A 16048-nucleotide genomic window follows, 5' to 3' on the forward strand; every position below is an offset into this window, starting at 1 on the left:
ACGGAACAGAACGCCGAAACTCTCCCTCACCCCGACCGAAACCATGCCTGACCAGCGAAAACCAAACGACCACGTCCGGTTGAGATACAGCTTCTCAAGGCACGCCGCCGACAGGAGGTAGCTGCGGGTCCGGGCCGCAGCGTCTTTCGCCGTCTCGCCCTGGGCCAGCAAGCCGCCGAAAAGTTCCGCGCGTTCGCGGGGCCTCGCGTGCGCCACCGCCATGCGGATGACGTCCTCCCACTGGTCGTCCTCCGCGTTGCGGGCCAGTAGCCCGAAGTCTCCCTCCTCCACGAAGGCCCGTGCGCCCAGGTAGTCCTGGAAGGTCCGGTGGATGAAGTCCACCGTCTCCGTCGACGTCTCGCGGAGCAGCCCGCTGCGCTGGACGAAGTGCTTGAGGAGCGTGGGGGCGTCGCACTGGGCGGCGGCCTCGCGGACGGCGGGCAGCGCGTCCGCGATGATGGCCTCGGCGCGGGAACGCGTCATCTCCGTACGGCCGTTGCGGATGAGGTAGTGGGCGAGCCTTTGCAGGATCTGGATCTGGGGCTCCTCGCGGAGCTCGACCTCGGCGAGGCCGGTCATGGAGCGCTCGCGGTCGCGGCGTGTCAGCAGCATGGACAGGGCCGCGTCGTACAGTTCCTTGCGTCCGGTCGGCAGAAAACCCCGCCGGTCGCGGTGGAGGGCGCAGATCAGACCGCACATCAAGGGGTTGGTCGCGAGCCGGCTCAGGTCCGGCTTGGCCGCGACGGCGCTGAGCAGCTGGGGCTCGTACGTATCGAGCTGTGCGCTCTCCTCGACGCTCGCCCCGGCGCGGGCCGCCGTGTGCCAGCGCCGTACGAAGGAGGCGACCTCGGCGGGTCCCATGGGCGCGAGCGTCAGTTCGGTGAAGCCGTCGGACGCCAGCCAGTCGTCCTGTACGGCGGAAGGGCGCGAGGTGATCAGCCAGCGGTTGCCGGGGTAGAGGTCGACGAGATCGCGCAGCCAGGTGCGGGTGAGCGGCCGGTCGGTGTCCGGGATCTCGTCCACGCCGTCGATCAGCAGCAGCCCGCGCCCGGCGCGCAGTACGCGGTCCGCCCAGCCGTCGGGCTGCGCCCCGGCCAGCGGGGAGCCGGTCGCGGCGAGGAAGCGGTCGGGGGTGGGGGCGCGCTCGCCGTGGGTGGGGAGGGTGCGCAGCGGCAGTACGAAGGGGATGCGGTCCTGGAGGTACGCCATCCGTTCGGCCAGGTCCTGGCCGGTGGCGGCGGACACGGCGAGCCACTGGACGAGGGTGGTTTTGCCCGATCCGGCCACGCCGCGCAGCAGCACCCGGTCGTGGTGGGTGAGCGCCTGGTCGGCGGGGAGCGGGGTGCTGGAGGTGAAGTGGCCGAGGACGGTGGGCTCGCCCGCGCCGTCGGGGTCGCCGAGTACGAGCTGGTGGTCGCCGTCGGGCGGTACGGCCCGCAGTGCCCTGCTCATCGCGCGGGTCAGGGCGCTGGGCACCTCGTTTTCCGTCGGATGGGGGACCCCGCCGGGCGTTTCGTCGCCCATCGAGCCGGTGAGGACGCCCGCCATCCCCTTCCCCCGCCAGTCCCCGTACGCGCTGAGCGTCACCACCCGCTCCGGCTCGCTCGCCGCCAGGCTCAGATACGCCGTGTCCAGCGGCCAGCGGTCCGGGGAATTGGTGAGGTCGATGCCGTAGATCGTGAGCTTGCCGTGCTTTTGCGCGATGTGGGCGAGGTACCGGCGCTCGAAAGCGGTGTCCTCGTCCCCCGGGCGCGGGGTCCGGGCGATGAGGGCGTCCACCTTGGCGATCAGCTCGGCTGTCCGGGCGCTCTGCTCCACCAGGGTCCGGGCCACGAAGGTGGAGCGCTGGGTGAAGAAGTGGAGGATGTGCAGGCAGGCGGTATCCAGGACGGAGTCGTGGAGGTAGCGCGCGTCAGGGGAGAGGTGCCGGGCTGGGGAGCCGGCCCGATCGCTTCGGTCGCTGAGTCGGCGGGCGAGTCCCGTGTGGCCGAGGCGGACGGCCTGTACGTCGTCCATGTCCAGGGAGCCCAGCGCGTAAAGGGCGCGGGAGAGGGCGTCGGCGACCGCATGGCGCTCGTCGGGCGGCAGCGCGTCGTGCGGTCCGGCGGCTCGTACGGCCCGGTCGACGAGGTGCGACGCGAGTTTGCGTACGTCCTCGTGCTCCAGCGTCCGCTTCTCGGCCCCGAAGGAGACCAGCCCTGAGACGCGAACGGGTCTGTCGACCAGACCGGCGCCGGGGCCCTCGCGCACGAACAGCTTCTTGATGAGCGGTGCGACGGCGCTGGACGCGAGCCGTACTGCACCGGTGCTTGCGGGATCCACTCGCCCGTACCCCCAGGGGACTGTGCGGCGCTGTCTGCTGCCCGGCAGCGTACCGCCGGCGCCGGGCCGTCGGTCCCGAAACGGACATCCGAAAGTCCCGCCGGAATTCGAGTGGATCTTATGTGGCGGTGACATGCCGCACAGCCCTTTTCCTCGGTACTAAACGCTTTAGGGGGAGCGTTGTGTCCGGGTCCGGGACTTTCGGCCCGCTGGGCCCGGGGCTTTCGCGGGGGCGGGGCGCGGGGCTTTCGGGCGTACGAGCGTACGGGCAGGTCAGGCGATTCCCCGCAGTGGTGGGAGGGGCATTTCGGCGTTGCTCGGAGAGGGGTTTCCGGCCCCTCCTGGCGCGGTCGGTAAGAGGCGGAATTCCCTTTCCTCCGGTACGGCCGAGCCTAGTAGCGACCCCCCTTGGCGGCACGCCATTGCCGGGTTACCAAGGTATGGCGCTCCCGGTCCGCAGCCGGGACTTATTCATTCCTGGCACCCTTGGAGGTTGTTCCGTATGTCGAAGCACGCCCCGTTCCGCAGTCCGAAGAAGTCCAATAAGTCGAACAAGTCCGTTCTCCGTACCCGTGCCGCCGTACTGGCCGCCGGGCTGGGTGCTTCGGCCGCGCTCGGCTCCGGTGTCGCGCTGGCCGCGGACGCCGGCCACGGCAGCCTGCTGGAGCTCGGTTCGGTGTCGACGATCGACAACGCGATCAAGGCCCAGGCCAGCAACCAGAAGAAGGCCGCCGACCAGGAGAAGAAGGACGCCGCGCAGCACAAGAAGGCCGTCGCGAAGAAGGCTTCCTCCTGGGTGAAGCCGGTGGACTCCTACCAGATGGGCCAGCCGTACGGCATCGCCGGCAGCCACTGGGCGCACAACCACAGCGGGCAGGACCTCGTGGTCGACACCGGTACCCCGGTGAAGTCCGTGCACGGCGGTACGGTCGTGAAGGCGGGCCCGAATGGCGGCGGCGACGGCCCCGCGTACGGGAATGCCATCGTCGTCAAGCACGACGACAACACGTACTCGCAGTACGCGCACCTTTCGAAGATCGACGTTCAGGTCGGCCAGTCTGTGAAGACCGGGCAGGAGATCGCCCGCTCCGGCTCCACCGGCAATTCGACCGGCCCGCACCTGCACTTCGAGATCCGTACCACCCCGAACTACGGCACCTCGGTGGAGCCGCTCCACTTCATGAGCGACCACGGGGACAAGCTCTGAGCGGTTTCGGCAGCTTCAGCGACTTCGGCGGATTCCGCTGAACCAGCGGGATGCCCTCAGGAGACTGCCGAGATTGCCGAGATTGCCCCAGTGATCACCTCAAGCCCGCTCAACTGACCTCAGTCGAGTGGGCTTGTGTCACGAGATCGATGGCGACTTCCAGGACAGCCTTGTGCTTCTCCTCGGGGTCGCCTTCGATGCTGTTGAGCGCGAACATTCCGGCGTGCAGGCTGAACAGCGCGACCACGCAGCGGGCCTGGTCCACCAGCGGCGCCGAGGGGTCCCGGAGCAGCTCGCTCATGGCGATCATGCGCTTCTTGAAGCGCTCGCCGATGCTCAGCTCGCGCACGGTCGCCTGGTTCTCCTGCATGAAGCGGAAGAGGGGGGCGGCTTCGCTGAGGGAAGTGCTGTAGCGGCGCAGCAGCTCCGTCATGGTCTCCAGGGTGTGGGGCTGATCCTGGGCCCAGGCGATGAGCTCGTCCAGCGGCCGGCCGAGGTCTTCGAAGATGGAGACGAAGATGTCTTCCTTCGTCTTGAAGTGGTAGTAGAGGGCCGCCTTGGTGACGCCCAGCTTCTCGGCGATCTCGCGGAGTGAGGTCTTCTCGTAGCCCTGCTCGGCGAAGAGTTCGAGGGCGACGTCCTGGATGCGCTGGTGCGTATCGCTTCGGCGCGGTTGCGGTGTGCCCATGGATGCTCTCCTGCGTTCGGCTGGGTGTGGGGCCCATTGAAACTTACTTGACGCCCGGCTAGTAGCGGCTTACCTTACTGAGTGTACCCATCTAGCCGGTCGGCAAGTAAGTTGCTGGCTGGCTCTCTTGCCGCCCCAGGGGGAGCAAAAAGTATGTCAAGCGCCCGTTCCCGACACGAGGCCCCACCAGTGGATTCGTCGGACAGTCCGGCAAAGACTCGACAACCGCGCAGTGTGCGCGTTGTTCTCATGGCGCTGATGATCGCCATGCTGCTGGCCATGCTGGACAACATGATCGTGGGCACGGCGATGCCCACCATCGTGGGAGAGCTCGGCGGCCTCAGCCATCTCTCCTGGGTCGTCACCGCCTATACGCTCGCCACCGCCGCCTCCACCCCGATCTGGGGAAAGCTCGGCGACATGTACGGGCGCAAGGGCATCTTCCTCACCTCGATCGTGCTGTTCCTCATCGGCTCGGCGCTGTCGGGCATGTCGCAGTCGATGGACCAGCTGATCGCCTTCCGCGCCGTCCAGGGCCTGGGCGCCGGCGGTCTGATGGTCGGCGTGATGGCGATCATCGGCGACCTGATCCCGCCCCGTGAGCGGGGCAAGTACCAGGGCATGATGGCCGGCGTGATGGCCGTCGCCATGATCGGCGGGCCGCTGGTCGGCGGCACCCTCACCGACCACCTCGGCTGGCGCTGGTCCTTCTACATCAACCTGCCGCTCGGCGCGATCGCCCTGGCGATGGTCACGGCGGTGCTGCACCTGCCGAAGAAGCGGGCCGAGGGCCGTATCGACTACGTGGGCGCGGCGCTGCTGACCATAGGCATCACCTCGCTCGTGCTGATCACCACCTGGGGCGGCACGGAGTACGCCTGGGGCTCCGGCCGCATCATCGGGCTGGGCGTGCTCGGCGTCGTCGCGCTCATCGCCTTCGTCTTCGTGGAGCGCAAGGTCAGCGCGCCGGTACTGCCGCTGCACATCTTCCGCAACCGCAACTTCTCGCTCGTCACCGTGATCGGCTTCCTGGTCGGCTTCGTGATGTTCGGATCGATGACCTTCCTGCCGCTCTACCAGCAGACCGTGCAGGGCGCCTCGGCCACCAACTCCGGCCTGCTGCTGCTGCCGATGCTGCTGTCGATGATGACCGTCTCGCTGATCGCGGGCCGCGTCACCACGAACACCGGCAAGTACAAGATGTTCCCGATCATGGGCGGCGCGCTCATCACCGTCGGCCTGGTCCTGCTGGCCCAGATGGACACCGGCACCTCGCGCTTCACCTCGGGCGTCTACATGGCGGTGCTCGGCGCCGGCATGGGCTTCCTGATGCAGATGACCATGCTCATCGCGCAGAACAGCGTCGAGATGAAGGACATGGGCGTCGGCTCGTCGTCGGCCACCCTCTTCCGTACGATCGGCGGCTCGTTCGGCGTCGCGATCTTCGGCGCGATCTTCACCCACCAGGTGCAGGACACGATGACGAGCCGCCTCGGCGGCAAGGGCGACGCGGTCGTCTCCGGCGGGGCGCAGATGGACCCGAAGAGCCTCGCCAAGATGCCGGCCATGATCAAGGACGCGTACATGCACGCCGTCTCCAGCGGTACGCACAACGTCTTCCTGTGGGGCGCGGGGATCAGCATCATCGGCTTCGCCGCCGCCTGGTTCATAAAGGAGATCCCGCTCCGCGGCTCCGAGCCGAAGCCGGAGGCCGCCCCGGCGGACGCCTCTCCGGCCGAGCAGACGGCGGTCAGCAGCGCCTGACGCGCTGAGACCGGCCTCCTTCGCCATCTGCCGCACCCGCTCCCCGCCAGCCCCCTGGGCCGGGGGGGCGGGTGCGGTTTTTGCTTTCCGACGTGTCGCCGCGGGGCGCGGTGGGGCGCGATGGGGCGCGGTGGGCGGGGCCTCGGGGGTGCGTGCGGCCGTCGGGCTTGTGCGCGGTGTACGGGCTTGCGCGCGGCCTTCAGGTTCGTGTGCGGCCGTCAGGGGTGTGCTCGGCCGTCAGGGCTCGTGCTCGGCCATCGGGCTCGCGCTCAGCCCTCAGGCCTGTGCGCGCCGGTGGGCCGCCACGCGTTCGCGCGTCGCGCAGCGGCGCGAACAGTAGCGGCGGGCGGGGCCGCTGTTGAGGGTGACGAAGACGTCGCGGCAGCGCGGCGACGCGCAGCGGCCGCCGGGCGGGCGCTGGCGGTCCCAGACCAGGACGGCCAGGGCGAGGCAGGACGAGGCGAGGAACCACTCGCCCCAGGGCGCGTCGTCGTGGCTGTCGAGGTGGGGGTGCCAGGGGGAGCCGTTGCTGTGAGAGGTGAGGCGGAAGGTACCGGTGGTGCGTTGGAGGAGGGGGTTCAGTACGGCCGCGGCCATGTCCGCGTCCTCGGCGGCGAACACCTCCCGCAGTGAGTCGGCCACCTCCCGCATCTCCGCGATGTCGTGGGCGGAGAGGGAGACGGGACCGGGTTCGCCGTGCGCGCGCAGCACGTCGGCGACGGTTCCGGCCGCGGAGGCGGCGGGGACCTCGGCGGACAGGGCGTTGATGACGGCCGCGGTCCGCCGGGCGGTGTTCTGCACCGAGTGCCGGGCGGGCCATTCGCTGTTCGGAGTCGACACCAGGGCAATGTAACGCGCCTGGTCAAGTTCTGCGTTACGTACGTAACGTGCTGCGCATGCATAAGCGTTACGCGATGAGGTCGTACGCGCTTGGCGCCGCGACCGCCCGTACCGGGGACGAGATGTCGGGGCCCGCCCTGCTGCTGGCCGGGCTCGCGGCCACCGGATCGGCGTCCCACGGGTCCGCGCTGCTGGCGGGCATGACGGTCTCGGCCGCGGCCGGCGGCCCGCTCTTCGGCGTGCTGCTCGACCGGTCCGCGCACCCCGGCCGGCTGCTGGCCGGAGCGCTCGCGGGCTACGCCGCCGCGCTGGCCTCCGTCCTTCTCAGCCTCGGCCGGACCCCGTTCACCTGCTCCGTGGCGATCGCGGTGCTCGCGGGGCTGCTGGGGCCGGCCCTGGCCGGCGGCTGGACCTCGCAGCTGCCGCGCGTCGCGACGCCGGAGGCGCTGCCGCGCGCCAACGCCTTCGACGCGATGACGTTCAACGTCGCCAGCCTGGCGGGCCCGGCGCTGGCCGGAACCGTCGCGGGCCTGGCCGGGGCCCCGGCCGGGGTGGCGGTCGCCGTCGCGCTCATCTGCCTCGCCCTGCCCTCGGCATGGACGCTGCCACCAGTGCCCCGCCCGGCGTCCGCCGCACCGGCGGCCTCGGTCCTCACTGGCCTCGCGGCGGGTTTCCGCGCCGTCGTACGGACGGCGGCACTGGCCCGGGCGACAGCGGCCTCCGTGGTCTCCTGCCTCGGCGAGGGCATGCTCGTGGCGTGCAGCCCGCTGCTCGGGGCGCAGGTCCTCGGCGGCGCCGGACGTGGCGCCCTGCTGCTCTCCGTCGTCGCCGCGTCCGCCCTCGCGGCCAACGCGGTGCTCTCCCGCTACCCCCGGCTGCTGCGCCCGGACACCGTCCTGTGGTGCAGCCCCCTCATCCTCGCCGTCGCCCTCCTGCTGGCGGCGACGGGCCGGACCGTGCCGCTCATCGCCGCCATGGTGCTCGCGGGCGTCGGCGAAGGGCCGCAGCTCACCGCCCTCTTCGCGGTACGGCACCGGGAAGCGCCGGAGGGGCTGCGCGGCCAGATCTTCACCACGGGGGCGAGTCTGAAGATCACCGGGTTCGCGGTCGGGGCGGGGCTCGCCGGACCGATCGCCGGCTGGTCCTTGACGGGCGCGCTGATGACCGCCGCCGGGACCGAGGTACTCGCCGCGCTGGCCTTCGCGGCGGTCGGACTCTCGCGCTCGGCCTCTCCTTCGCCTTCCCCTTCGTCTGCTCCTGCTCCTGTTCCTGACTCCTCGGGCCGTTGAGCTTCGCTTCTGGCCGCGTGGGGAGCCGTCCCGGCGGGGTTTCCGCAGCTCACGGCCGATTGTCAGACCCCCCTGCCAGTATCGGGGACAGCAAGCAACAGTCGGTCGTGTACGGGCGTGTACGGGCAGCCGCCCGCCCACGCCGCTCTCAAGAAGCGTGCTGAACCCGTCCTGCCTACGGTGGCAGTGACGGACCTCATCCCTAGGAGCGCGTCATGATCAAGGGTCTCGCCATCGGCAACGTCTGGGTGCTCGACCAGGACCGGGCCAAGGAGTTCTACACCGAGAAGCTCGGCTTCGAGGTCCGTATGGACATGACCATCGGCGGCGACGGCGGAATGCGCTGGCTGACCGTCGGAGCCAAGAACCAGCCGGACCTCGAACTGACGCTGTCGCTGCCCAGCGAGGGCAGGCTGGACAAGGAATCCGTCGAGATGGTGAAGAAGCTGGTCGCCAAGGGGGTGCTGGGCCCCGGGGTGCTGACCACCGACGACATCAAGGGCGACTACGAGGCGTTCAGCGCGAAGGGCGTCGTGTTCCTCCAGGAGCCGCAGGAGCGGCCGTACGGCATCGAGGCGGTCTTCCAGGACGACTCGGGCAACTGCTTCGCGCTCACCCAGCCGAGCGAGCAGATGGACATGAGCAAGAGCTGGGGGGAGTGCACCGAGTAGACCGGACTCGCCGTGCCCGGCCGCACCTGAGTCGTCGCTGGGTCGTCGTTGGGCCGCTGCTGGGTCGCTGCCGAGACGCGGCTGAGCCGCCGCTCGGGCCCGTACGCCCGGCCTCGGCCCGGGTTACGCCCGGCCCCTCGGGCCCGTACGGGCCCGTACCGGCTCAGCTGGCGACTGGCCGCTCCTGACTCCGTACCCCGTACTCCGTTCCGGGTGCCGGCTCAGCGGCTCAGTCCGGGACCTGGATGACCGGGAAGCTGCCCGTGCTGGTGGGGGCCGACTCCGGGAGCCACAGCACCGCCACGGCGCCGGTGCCGCCCTCGGCGACCGGGTCCGCGTTGCGGAAGGTCAGCCGTGCGCCGAGGACCCTGGCCTGGCCTGCCGCGATGGTCAGGCCCAGGCCGTGGCCCTTGCCCGCGCGGTCCTTGCTGCCCGTACGGAAGCGGCTCGGGCCCTCCCGCAGCAGTTCCTCCGGGAACCCCGGACCGTGGTCGCGGACCCGCAGCACACGGCCCTCGACCGTGACCTCGAACGGCCCCTTGCCGTGCTTGGCGGCGTTGGCGAGGAGGTTGCCGAGGATGCGTTCCAGGCGGCGCGGGTCGGTGGAGACATAGGCGTCCCGGATGACCCGGCAGTGGGCGTCCGGGGCGACCACCCGGACCCGGCGCATCACGAACTCGCCGAGTTCGACGTCCTGCATCTCGGCCCGCTCCGCGAAGCCGTCCAGCCGCGCCACTTCCAGTACGTCCTCGACGAGCGTGCGCATCGCCTGCGCCCGGTTCCGTACGAGCTCGGTGGGGCGGCCCGGCGGCAGCAGCTCGGCGGCGGTGAGCAGGCCGGTGACCGGGGTGCGCAGCTCGTGCGCGATGTCGGCGGTGACGCGCCGTTCGGCCTCCAGCCGGTCCTGGAGCGCCTCGGCCATCCCGTCCACGGCACGCGCGAGGTCGTCCGTCTCGTCGCGCACCCGGCCGCTGATGGAGTCGCCGACGCGCACGTCCGACTGGCCCTCGGCGAGGTTGCGGGCGGCGACGGCCGCTTTGCGCAGCCGCCGGGAGAGCTGGCCGCCGATCAGGATGCCGAGCGCGGAACCCCCGAGCACCACCGAGATCGACCCGATGACCAGCGCCTTGTCCAGCTCGTCGAGGATCGCGAAGCGGTCCTTGAACCGGGTGTGGACGGAGAGGATCTTGCCGTCGCGCAGCGGCACGGAGGCCCATACCTCCGGGGCGCCGCCCGAGTCCTGGAGGTAGGTGGCGCGCAGCCCGACTGCGGCGGCCTCCCGCAGCTGCTGCGGCAGCGCGGGGTCGTCGATCTTCGTGCGGAACAGCAGCCGGTGGGTGGAGTCGTAGATGCGCTGGGCGTCCTGCACCCGCTGATCCATCACATCGCGGCTGTTGTCGAGCATCGAGACGCGCGCGGCGTTGTGCACGACGAGGCTCAGCGCGATGGCGACGAGCGCGCCCACCCCGGCGATGGCGAGGCTGACCTTCCAGCGCAGCCCGGTGCGCAGGTCGAGCTTCACCGTGACCTGCCCCGTGCCTTGCCCTGCGCCCTGCCCCGTGTCTCGCCTCGCGGCGCGGACCGGCGGGGGCCCGCGCCTGCCGGTCCGGGCGCTACGCGACCGCGGCGCGTCAGTCCGGGACGTACGCGACCGCGCCGCGTCAGCCTGAGACGCACGCCACTCGCCTGCTCGGCACGCACGCCACTCGCCTGCTCGGGATGTACGCGACTCGCCCGCTCGGGACGTACGTAACCCGTGCGCTGGGGACGTACGTAACTCGTGTGCCCTGAATCGACGCAGCTCGTGTGCCCCGGTCCGACGCGGCTCGTTTCGACCGATCCGACGGAACTCGTGCACCCCGATCCGACGCGGCGCGGCCGGTGGGGAGCGGGTGGCTGCCGGGGCGCGAGGGGGGTTTCCCCGAGGGAGTGCGGCACCATGAGGAGAGGCTAGCCTCGAAGTTTGTAGCCGAAGCCGCGGACGGTTTCGATGCGGTCCTGGCCGATCTTGCCGCGCAGCCGCTGCACATGGACGTCGACGACGCGGGTGTCGCCGCCCCAGCCGTAGTCCCAGACCCGCTCCAGCAGCCGGTCGCGGGAGAGGACGGTGCCGGGCGCGGCCGAGAATTCGAGCAGCAGCCGCATCTCGGTCGGGGTCAGCGCGACGGACCGGCCTCCTTTGCGCACCTCCATCCCCTCGGTGTCGACCTCCAGGTCGCCGAAGGTCAGGACGCCGCCCTCCAGCTGCGCGTCGTCGGCGGCGGAGGCGCCGCCCGGTCCGCTGGCGTGACCGAAGCGCCGCAGCACCGCCCGGATGCGGGCGACGAGCACGGCGCCGTCGAAGGGCTTGGTGACGTAGTCGTCGGCGCCGGCCTCCAGGCCGAGCACCACGTCGATGGAGTCGGCGCGCGCCGACAGCATGATCACGGGGACGGTCGACTCGTCGCGGATGCGGCGGCACAGGCTGACGCCGTCCAGCCCCGGCACCATCACGTCGAGCAGCGCGATGTCCGGCTGGTGGGCGCGGAACTTCTCCAGCCCGGTCAGCCCGTCGGGCACGGCCGTCACCTCGAAGCCGTCGCGCTCCAGGGCGAGCTGGGTGGCCTCGCGGATGACGTCGTCGTCCTCGACGAAAAGCACATGTGTATCAGCCACCGCTGCTCTAGCCCTCCGTTCCCGCGCTGGGGAGGTCGTCCTTGTCGTCGCCGTTGACGGTCTTGCTGTAGTCGGTGTGCGTGCGCCCCGTCTCCTGGAACTTGTCCTTCTTCCAGTGATACGTGACGACGTCCTCGCCCGACGGGCAGCACACCGCGTCCCCCGAAGCGTAGATCTGCTTGGTCACCCGCAGGTCACGGCGGTCGATGTCGGCGTAGACGGGCGACTGCTCGGCCGAGAACACGTTCTCGTACGAGTCCGAGCCCCCTTTATCCGAGCCGCCCTTGTCCGAGCCCTCCTTGTCCGAGCTCCCCTGGCCCGAGCCGCCCTTGTCCGACGAGTCCCCCTTGGGCTGGTACACATACGCGCCCACGCCGAAGGAGTCGCCGCAGGTCAGGATGTTCACGACGATGTCGGTGCGGGCCGAGCCGGTCAGCTGCCCGTACGAGACGTCGACGGGGTACTGGTTCTTCGCGCACGGCTTCAGATTCCGCTTGATCTGCGGGCTGACCTTCGGATCGGCCTTGACCAGCGCGACGGCGTCGACCTTCTCCTGGGAGGGAGAAACCGACGCCGAGGGTGTTCGCTTCCCTTTGGCCGCGCTCTCGCTCTGTGCGGGGCCCTCTTTCCGTACGCCCTCGCCGCTCGCGTTGCAGCCGGACAGCACGAGGCAGGCGGCGGCGGCCATCGAGGCCACCGCGCCGCCGGTGATCAGTGCAGGCTTGGGAGGAGCCGGCTTTGTCAGGCCGCGCACCGTTCCTGCCCCCGCTCGCCTCGTTCCAGCGCGTGGAAGTCCAGGTCGCGGCTCTCCAGTTCCTGACGCAGACGGGCCAGCGCCCGATGCAGCGTGCTCTTGACCGTGCCGGTCGACATGCCGAGCGCCTCCGCCGTCTCCTCAGTGCTCATCTGCTCCCAGTGTCGCAGCACGACGACGCTGCGCTGCTTGGGGGCGAGGACTCCGAGGATGTCCATCAGCAGGGCGCGGTCGGCGTGTTGCTCGGTGCCGTCCTCGACGCTCGCGTCCGGCAGCTGCTCGGTCGGCACCTCGTCGAGCTTACGGGCGCGCCACCACTCCGTGCGAGTGTTGATCATGACACGTCGGAGATATGCGTCGGCCAGCGACTTGTCGGCTATGCCGTCCCAGCGGCCGTACGTGCGCACCAGCGCGGTCTGGAGCAGGTCCTGAGCGTCGATGGGGTCCGGAACCAGTCGGCGGGCGCTGCGCAACAGCGCGTCCTGACGGTTGCGGACGTACTCCTCAAAATCCAGAACCTTGCCGCTGCCAGCCATCCGAGCAGCCTCCATTCCGCTTGCGTTCCCCGCGTCACGCTGGTGGTCGTCCAGCACGTAGAGGACGCTACGGAGGCGCTGTTGCAACGCGATGTGCGATAGCCCTTCGGAGCGTGCACAGCTGTCCATAGGTTGTGTAACAGGGGGAACGAACCGGACATTATCCTCGTCGGGATGGCGGACGGTGACGGTCCGGTGACGGCTTCGGTGGCGATTTTCGTGGGTGAAAGACCCCTGTAATGGCGGCAGTTGGAGACTGTGGGGTGGTTGTGGCGTTTGTTGTTACGGCAGCCGCCATGGTCGTTACGTCCCCCGTTACGGGGGCCGTTACGTCGGCCGTTACGTCCCCCCGTTAAGGGAACTGTTACGTCGGCCGTTACGGCAGTCGCCGCGTCGGTCGTAGCGCGGTCGTCACTTCTCGTCACGATGCGTCACGTCACGCCATGTCTCGTCACGTCAGCGGCAGCCGGTACGCCCCGTCCGCGAGCGGTTCCACGAGGCCGTCCGCGACCAGCCCGTCGAGTGCGCGCGCCCGCTGGACGGGCTCGTCCCACACCCCGTCCAGCACCGCCTGCTCCACCGGGCCGACCGCCTCGCGCAGCACGGCCAGCAGCTTGCCGCGCACCTGCCGGTCCGTACCGGCGTAGGTCTGGCCGCGCCGCGCCGGCCCGTCGTGCGCCGGCGACCCCGCCGCCAGCCAGGCGCACCGCGCGGCGATCGGGCAGCGGCCGCAGGCGGGGCCGCGGGCCGTGCAGACCAGCGCGCCCAGCTCCATGGTCGCCGCGGCCCAGGCGGCGGCGGTCGGCTCCTCCTCGGGCAGCAGGGCCCGGGCGAGCTTGCGCTCGGCGGCGGTGGTGGCGTTCGGCGGGTACTGCACGCCGGTCACGGCGCGCGCGAAGACCCGGCGCACGTTGGTGTCGAGGACCGGGTGCCGCTGCCCGTACGCGAAGGAGGCGACGGCGGACGCGGTGTACTCGCCGACGCCGGGCAGCGCGAGCAGCTTGGCGTGGTCGTCCGGTACGTCCCCGCCGTGCCGTTCCGCTATCGCCGCCGCCGCGCCGTGCAGCCGCAGCGCGCGGCGCGGGTAACCGAGCCGACCCCAGGCGCGTACGGCCTCGCCGGGCGGCTCGGCGGCCAGGTCGGCGGGGCGCGGCCAGCGCGCCAGCCACTGCTCGTACACGGGCAGCACCCGGCTGACAGGGGTCTGCTGGAGCATGAACTCGCTGACCATCACGGCCCACGGGCCCGCGTCGGGGCGGCGCCAGGGCAGGTCGCGCGCGTGCGTGTCGAACCAGTCGATGACGGCGGCGTGCAGGGCCGCGGGGGGCGGGGACGCGGGGGCGGCGGCCGGCGTCGGGGGCGTGGTGGGCGTTGGCGTCGTAGTCATGGCTCATCGATCCTGGCATGGACGGGCGGGGGCATGCGTGACGCCCCAGGTCGGCCCGCGCGAGTCTCTGCCCTTGATCGGCCTCCGTCGTTATGGGCCTCCGCCGGGATGGGCCTCCGCCGTGATCGGCCTCCGCCGGGATGGGCCGCTGCTCCGCCCTCGCCCCGCCGTGGCCGGAGGAGCCTCGGCGAGCGCGGGTGTTCCAATATCAGCGACGCCTTTATATACAGCCGGGCACGGCCGCACCTGGCGTCCCGCCGAGCCCGATCCCGTTCCCGGCCGATCCCGCGTCGCCGCACGCCGTACCCCCGAGGAGTTCACGATGGTCCAGGCCGATACCGACGGTGCGCCCGGCGCGGGCGATGCCGGGCCCGTCCTGCGGGCGCTCGATGGACTCACCACGATGACGCTCGCGTATGCGGACGAGGACGGCCCGCAGGCGTGCGCCGTGCTGTACGCGCGCGGCGGCGACGCCGGGGCGCCGGTCCTGTACTTCGTCACCTCGACCTCCACCCGGCACGGCCGCGCCCTCGACGCCCCCGGCGCCCGCGCTGCCTTCACGGCGCAGCGCGACGGCCAGGAGTGGACGGAGCTGACGGGGGTGCAGGGCCGGGGCGGCTGCCGCCGGCTGGCAGGCGCGGAACGGGCCGCCGCCTGGCGTACGTACACGGAGCGCTTCCCCTTCACCGTCGCCTCCGATCGGCTGCGCGCGGCCATGGAGGCCACGGACCTGTGGGAACTGCGCCCCGACTGGCTCAGGTTGATCGACAACGCCCAGGGGTTCGGGCACAAGCGGGAGTGGTCCGCGTCACGTTGACGGCGGCTCGGTGCCCGTACGTCCGTACACCCGGCGGTAGCGTCGCGCGTCGAGCGGCGTCGGCGTGTCGCGGCCCGAAAGGCCCGTGTGCCGCGTCTGAGCACGGCTTCCGGGCAGATGATGAGAAAAGTACGGGGCCCTACGGCGGGTATTGGCTGGTGCCGTGGCGGATCTCTCGTAGAGTCTTCGCGTGGGATCTCTGCGCAATCCGATCGGGCCGCTTCCCTCCTCCATCTACTGGCGGCGGAGGTCAGTTGCGCTGGCCCTGATCGCGCTGCTGGTGCTGCTGGTGGTGTGGGCCGTCAATCTGGGCGGCAGCGGCAGCGCCGGCAAGGACGACCAGGGCAAGGGGTCGAGCGGCGGCAAGGGCTCCGGCCCCACCAACACCATCACGCCGGGGCCGACCCCGTCCGGTACGCACTACAGCCAACGGCCGGGCGGCCGTGACGAGTCCGGCAGCGGCGGCGGAAGCGGCGGCTCCGATTCCGGTGGCAGCGGCGGCGGCAGTGGCAGCGGCGGTACGGGCTCGGGCGGAGCCGGGGGCGCCGGCGTGCTCGGGGCCGGCGACGGGAAGGCCGTACCGGCCGGGTCCAGCCTGCCGGAGTGCACCACGTCGGCGGTGCATCTGACGGTGCGCAGCGTGAAGAACACCTACGCCCCGGACGAGAAGCCGAAGTTCGAGGTCATCGCCAAGAACACGGGCAGCGACGCCTGCAAGGTCGACTTCGGCGTGAAGTCCGCCGTGCTGAAGATCGCGCCGACCAAGGAGCCCGACAAGCCGGTGTGGTCCTCGGGCGACTGTCCGAAGAGCGATGGGCCGGCCCCGATCGAGGTCGCGGCCGACAGCGAGACCAAGCGCACCGTGGAGTGGGACCGCAAGCCGAGCGCCGCCAATTGCGCGACCCCGGCCACGGATTCCGTCAAGCCCGGCACATACCTGGTCGAGGCGGAGGTCCCTGGGCTGGGCAAGACGCAGGGCTCCTTCGTCCTCGCGGAGGACTGAATGTTCCGCCAAGGGCGGGAACGTTCCGCCAAGGGCGGGACGCGCCGGCCGGCCCTGAGGGTCGCCTGCGGGTCGCCTGCGGGCGCGTCGTGGCCGGCCGCGCAGTGCCTCGGGC

At 71.0% G+C, this 16048-nt stretch carries 14 protein-coding genes; 6 read left to right on the forward strand and 8 right to left on the reverse strand.

Annotation, left to right across the window (positions count from 1 at the left end):
* A partial coding sequence (locus AB0I22_RS36365; protein ID WP_363135304.1) for an NACHT domain-containing protein occupies positions 1-2322 on the reverse strand: 2322 nt, incomplete at its 3' end.
* Positions 2323-2824: 502 nt separating this feature from the next.
* Between AB0I22_RS36365 and AB0I22_RS36370 the strand changes: the two genes are divergently transcribed.
* Positions 2825-3529, forward strand: a complete 705-nt coding sequence (locus AB0I22_RS36370; protein WP_363135305.1) for a M23 family metallopeptidase — start codon at positions 2825-2827, stop codon at positions 3527-3529.
* A gap of 109 nt (positions 3530-3638) precedes the next feature.
* Here the strand turns inward: AB0I22_RS36370 and AB0I22_RS36375 are convergent, their stop codons facing one another.
* Complete coding sequence (locus AB0I22_RS36375) at positions 3639-4217, reverse strand: TetR/AcrR family transcriptional regulator (RefSeq protein ID WP_363135306.1); 579 nt, start codon at positions 4215-4217, stop codon at positions 3639-3641.
* A 249-nt stretch (positions 4218-4466) separates the two neighbouring features.
* Here AB0I22_RS36375 and AB0I22_RS36380 point away from each other — a divergent pair, with 249 nt between their 5' ends.
* Positions 4467-5981 (forward strand): MDR family MFS transporter, encoded by a 1515-nt coding sequence (locus AB0I22_RS36380; RefSeq protein WP_363135340.1) that lies wholly within the window; start codon positions 4467-4469, stop codon positions 5979-5981.
* Positions 5982-6257: 276 nt separating this feature from the next.
* Here AB0I22_RS36380 and AB0I22_RS36385 read toward each other — a convergent pair whose 3' ends face one another.
* Positions 6258-6821: a CGNR zinc finger domain-containing protein gene (locus tag AB0I22_RS36385; RefSeq protein ID WP_363135307.1), complete on the reverse strand. Its 564-nt coding sequence runs from the start codon at positions 6819-6821 to the stop codon at positions 6258-6260.
* 56 nt (positions 6822-6877) lie between these two features.
* Between AB0I22_RS36385 and AB0I22_RS36390 the strand changes: the two genes are divergently transcribed.
* A complete protein-coding gene (locus AB0I22_RS36390; protein WP_363135308.1) occupies positions 6878-8110 on the forward strand; it encodes an MFS transporter in 1233 nt (410 codons plus the stop codon).
* A gap of 215 nt (positions 8111-8325) precedes the next feature.
* The gene (locus tag AB0I22_RS36395) at positions 8326-8781 is read left to right on the forward strand and encodes a VOC family protein (protein WP_363135309.1); all 456 of its coding nucleotides are present in this window, start codon (positions 8326-8328) and stop codon (positions 8779-8781) included.
* 229 nt (positions 8782-9010) lie between these two features.
* On the opposite strand, the gene cseC is transcribed toward AB0I22_RS36395, so the two are convergent.
* The 5 genes from cseC to AB0I22_RS36420 all read right to left on the reverse strand — a co-directional run bounded on the left by cseC (position 9011) and on the right by AB0I22_RS36420 (position 14113).
* Positions 9011-10303 (reverse strand): two-component system sensor histidine kinase CseC, encoded by a 1293-nt coding sequence (gene cseC / locus AB0I22_RS36400; protein ID WP_363135310.1) that lies wholly within the window; start codon positions 10301-10303, stop codon positions 9011-9013.
* 428 nt (positions 10304-10731) lie between these two features.
* Positions 10732-11436 (reverse strand): two-component system response regulator CseB, encoded by a 705-nt coding sequence (gene cseB / locus AB0I22_RS36405; RefSeq protein WP_363135311.1) that lies wholly within the window; start codon positions 11434-11436, stop codon positions 10732-10734.
* Positions 11437-11443: 7 nt separating this feature from the next.
* Entirely contained in the window at positions 11444-12190 is a 747-nt protein-coding gene (locus AB0I22_RS36410) for a hypothetical protein (RefSeq protein ID WP_363135312.1), read from the reverse strand.
* Complete coding sequence (locus AB0I22_RS36415) at positions 12178-12726, reverse strand: SigE family RNA polymerase sigma factor (RefSeq protein WP_363135313.1); 549 nt, start codon at positions 12724-12726, stop codon at positions 12178-12180. The genes AB0I22_RS36410 and AB0I22_RS36415 overlap by 13 nt, the downstream gene beginning before the upstream one ends.
* A gap of 451 nt (positions 12727-13177) precedes the next feature.
* A complete protein-coding gene (locus tag AB0I22_RS36420; protein ID WP_363135314.1) occupies positions 13178-14113 on the reverse strand; it encodes an A/G-specific adenine glycosylase in 936 nt (311 codons plus the stop codon).
* Between the two features lie 322 nt (positions 14114-14435).
* Between AB0I22_RS36420 and AB0I22_RS36425 the strand changes: the two genes are divergently transcribed.
* Positions 14436-14930, forward strand: a complete 495-nt coding sequence (locus AB0I22_RS36425; protein WP_363135315.1) for a pyridoxamine 5'-phosphate oxidase family protein — start codon at positions 14436-14438, stop codon at positions 14928-14930.
* A 190-nt stretch (positions 14931-15120) separates the two neighbouring features.
* The gene (locus AB0I22_RS36430) at positions 15121-15933 is read left to right on the forward strand and encodes a hypothetical protein (RefSeq protein WP_363135316.1); all 813 of its coding nucleotides are present in this window, start codon (positions 15121-15123) and stop codon (positions 15931-15933) included.
* Positions 15934-16048: the final 115 nt, after the last annotated feature.

The sequence above is a fragment of the Streptomyces sp. NPDC050610 genome (genome assembly GCF_040654875.1).
Taxonomy (GTDB): Bacteria; Actinomycetota; Actinomycetes; order Streptomycetales; family Streptomycetaceae; genus Streptomyces.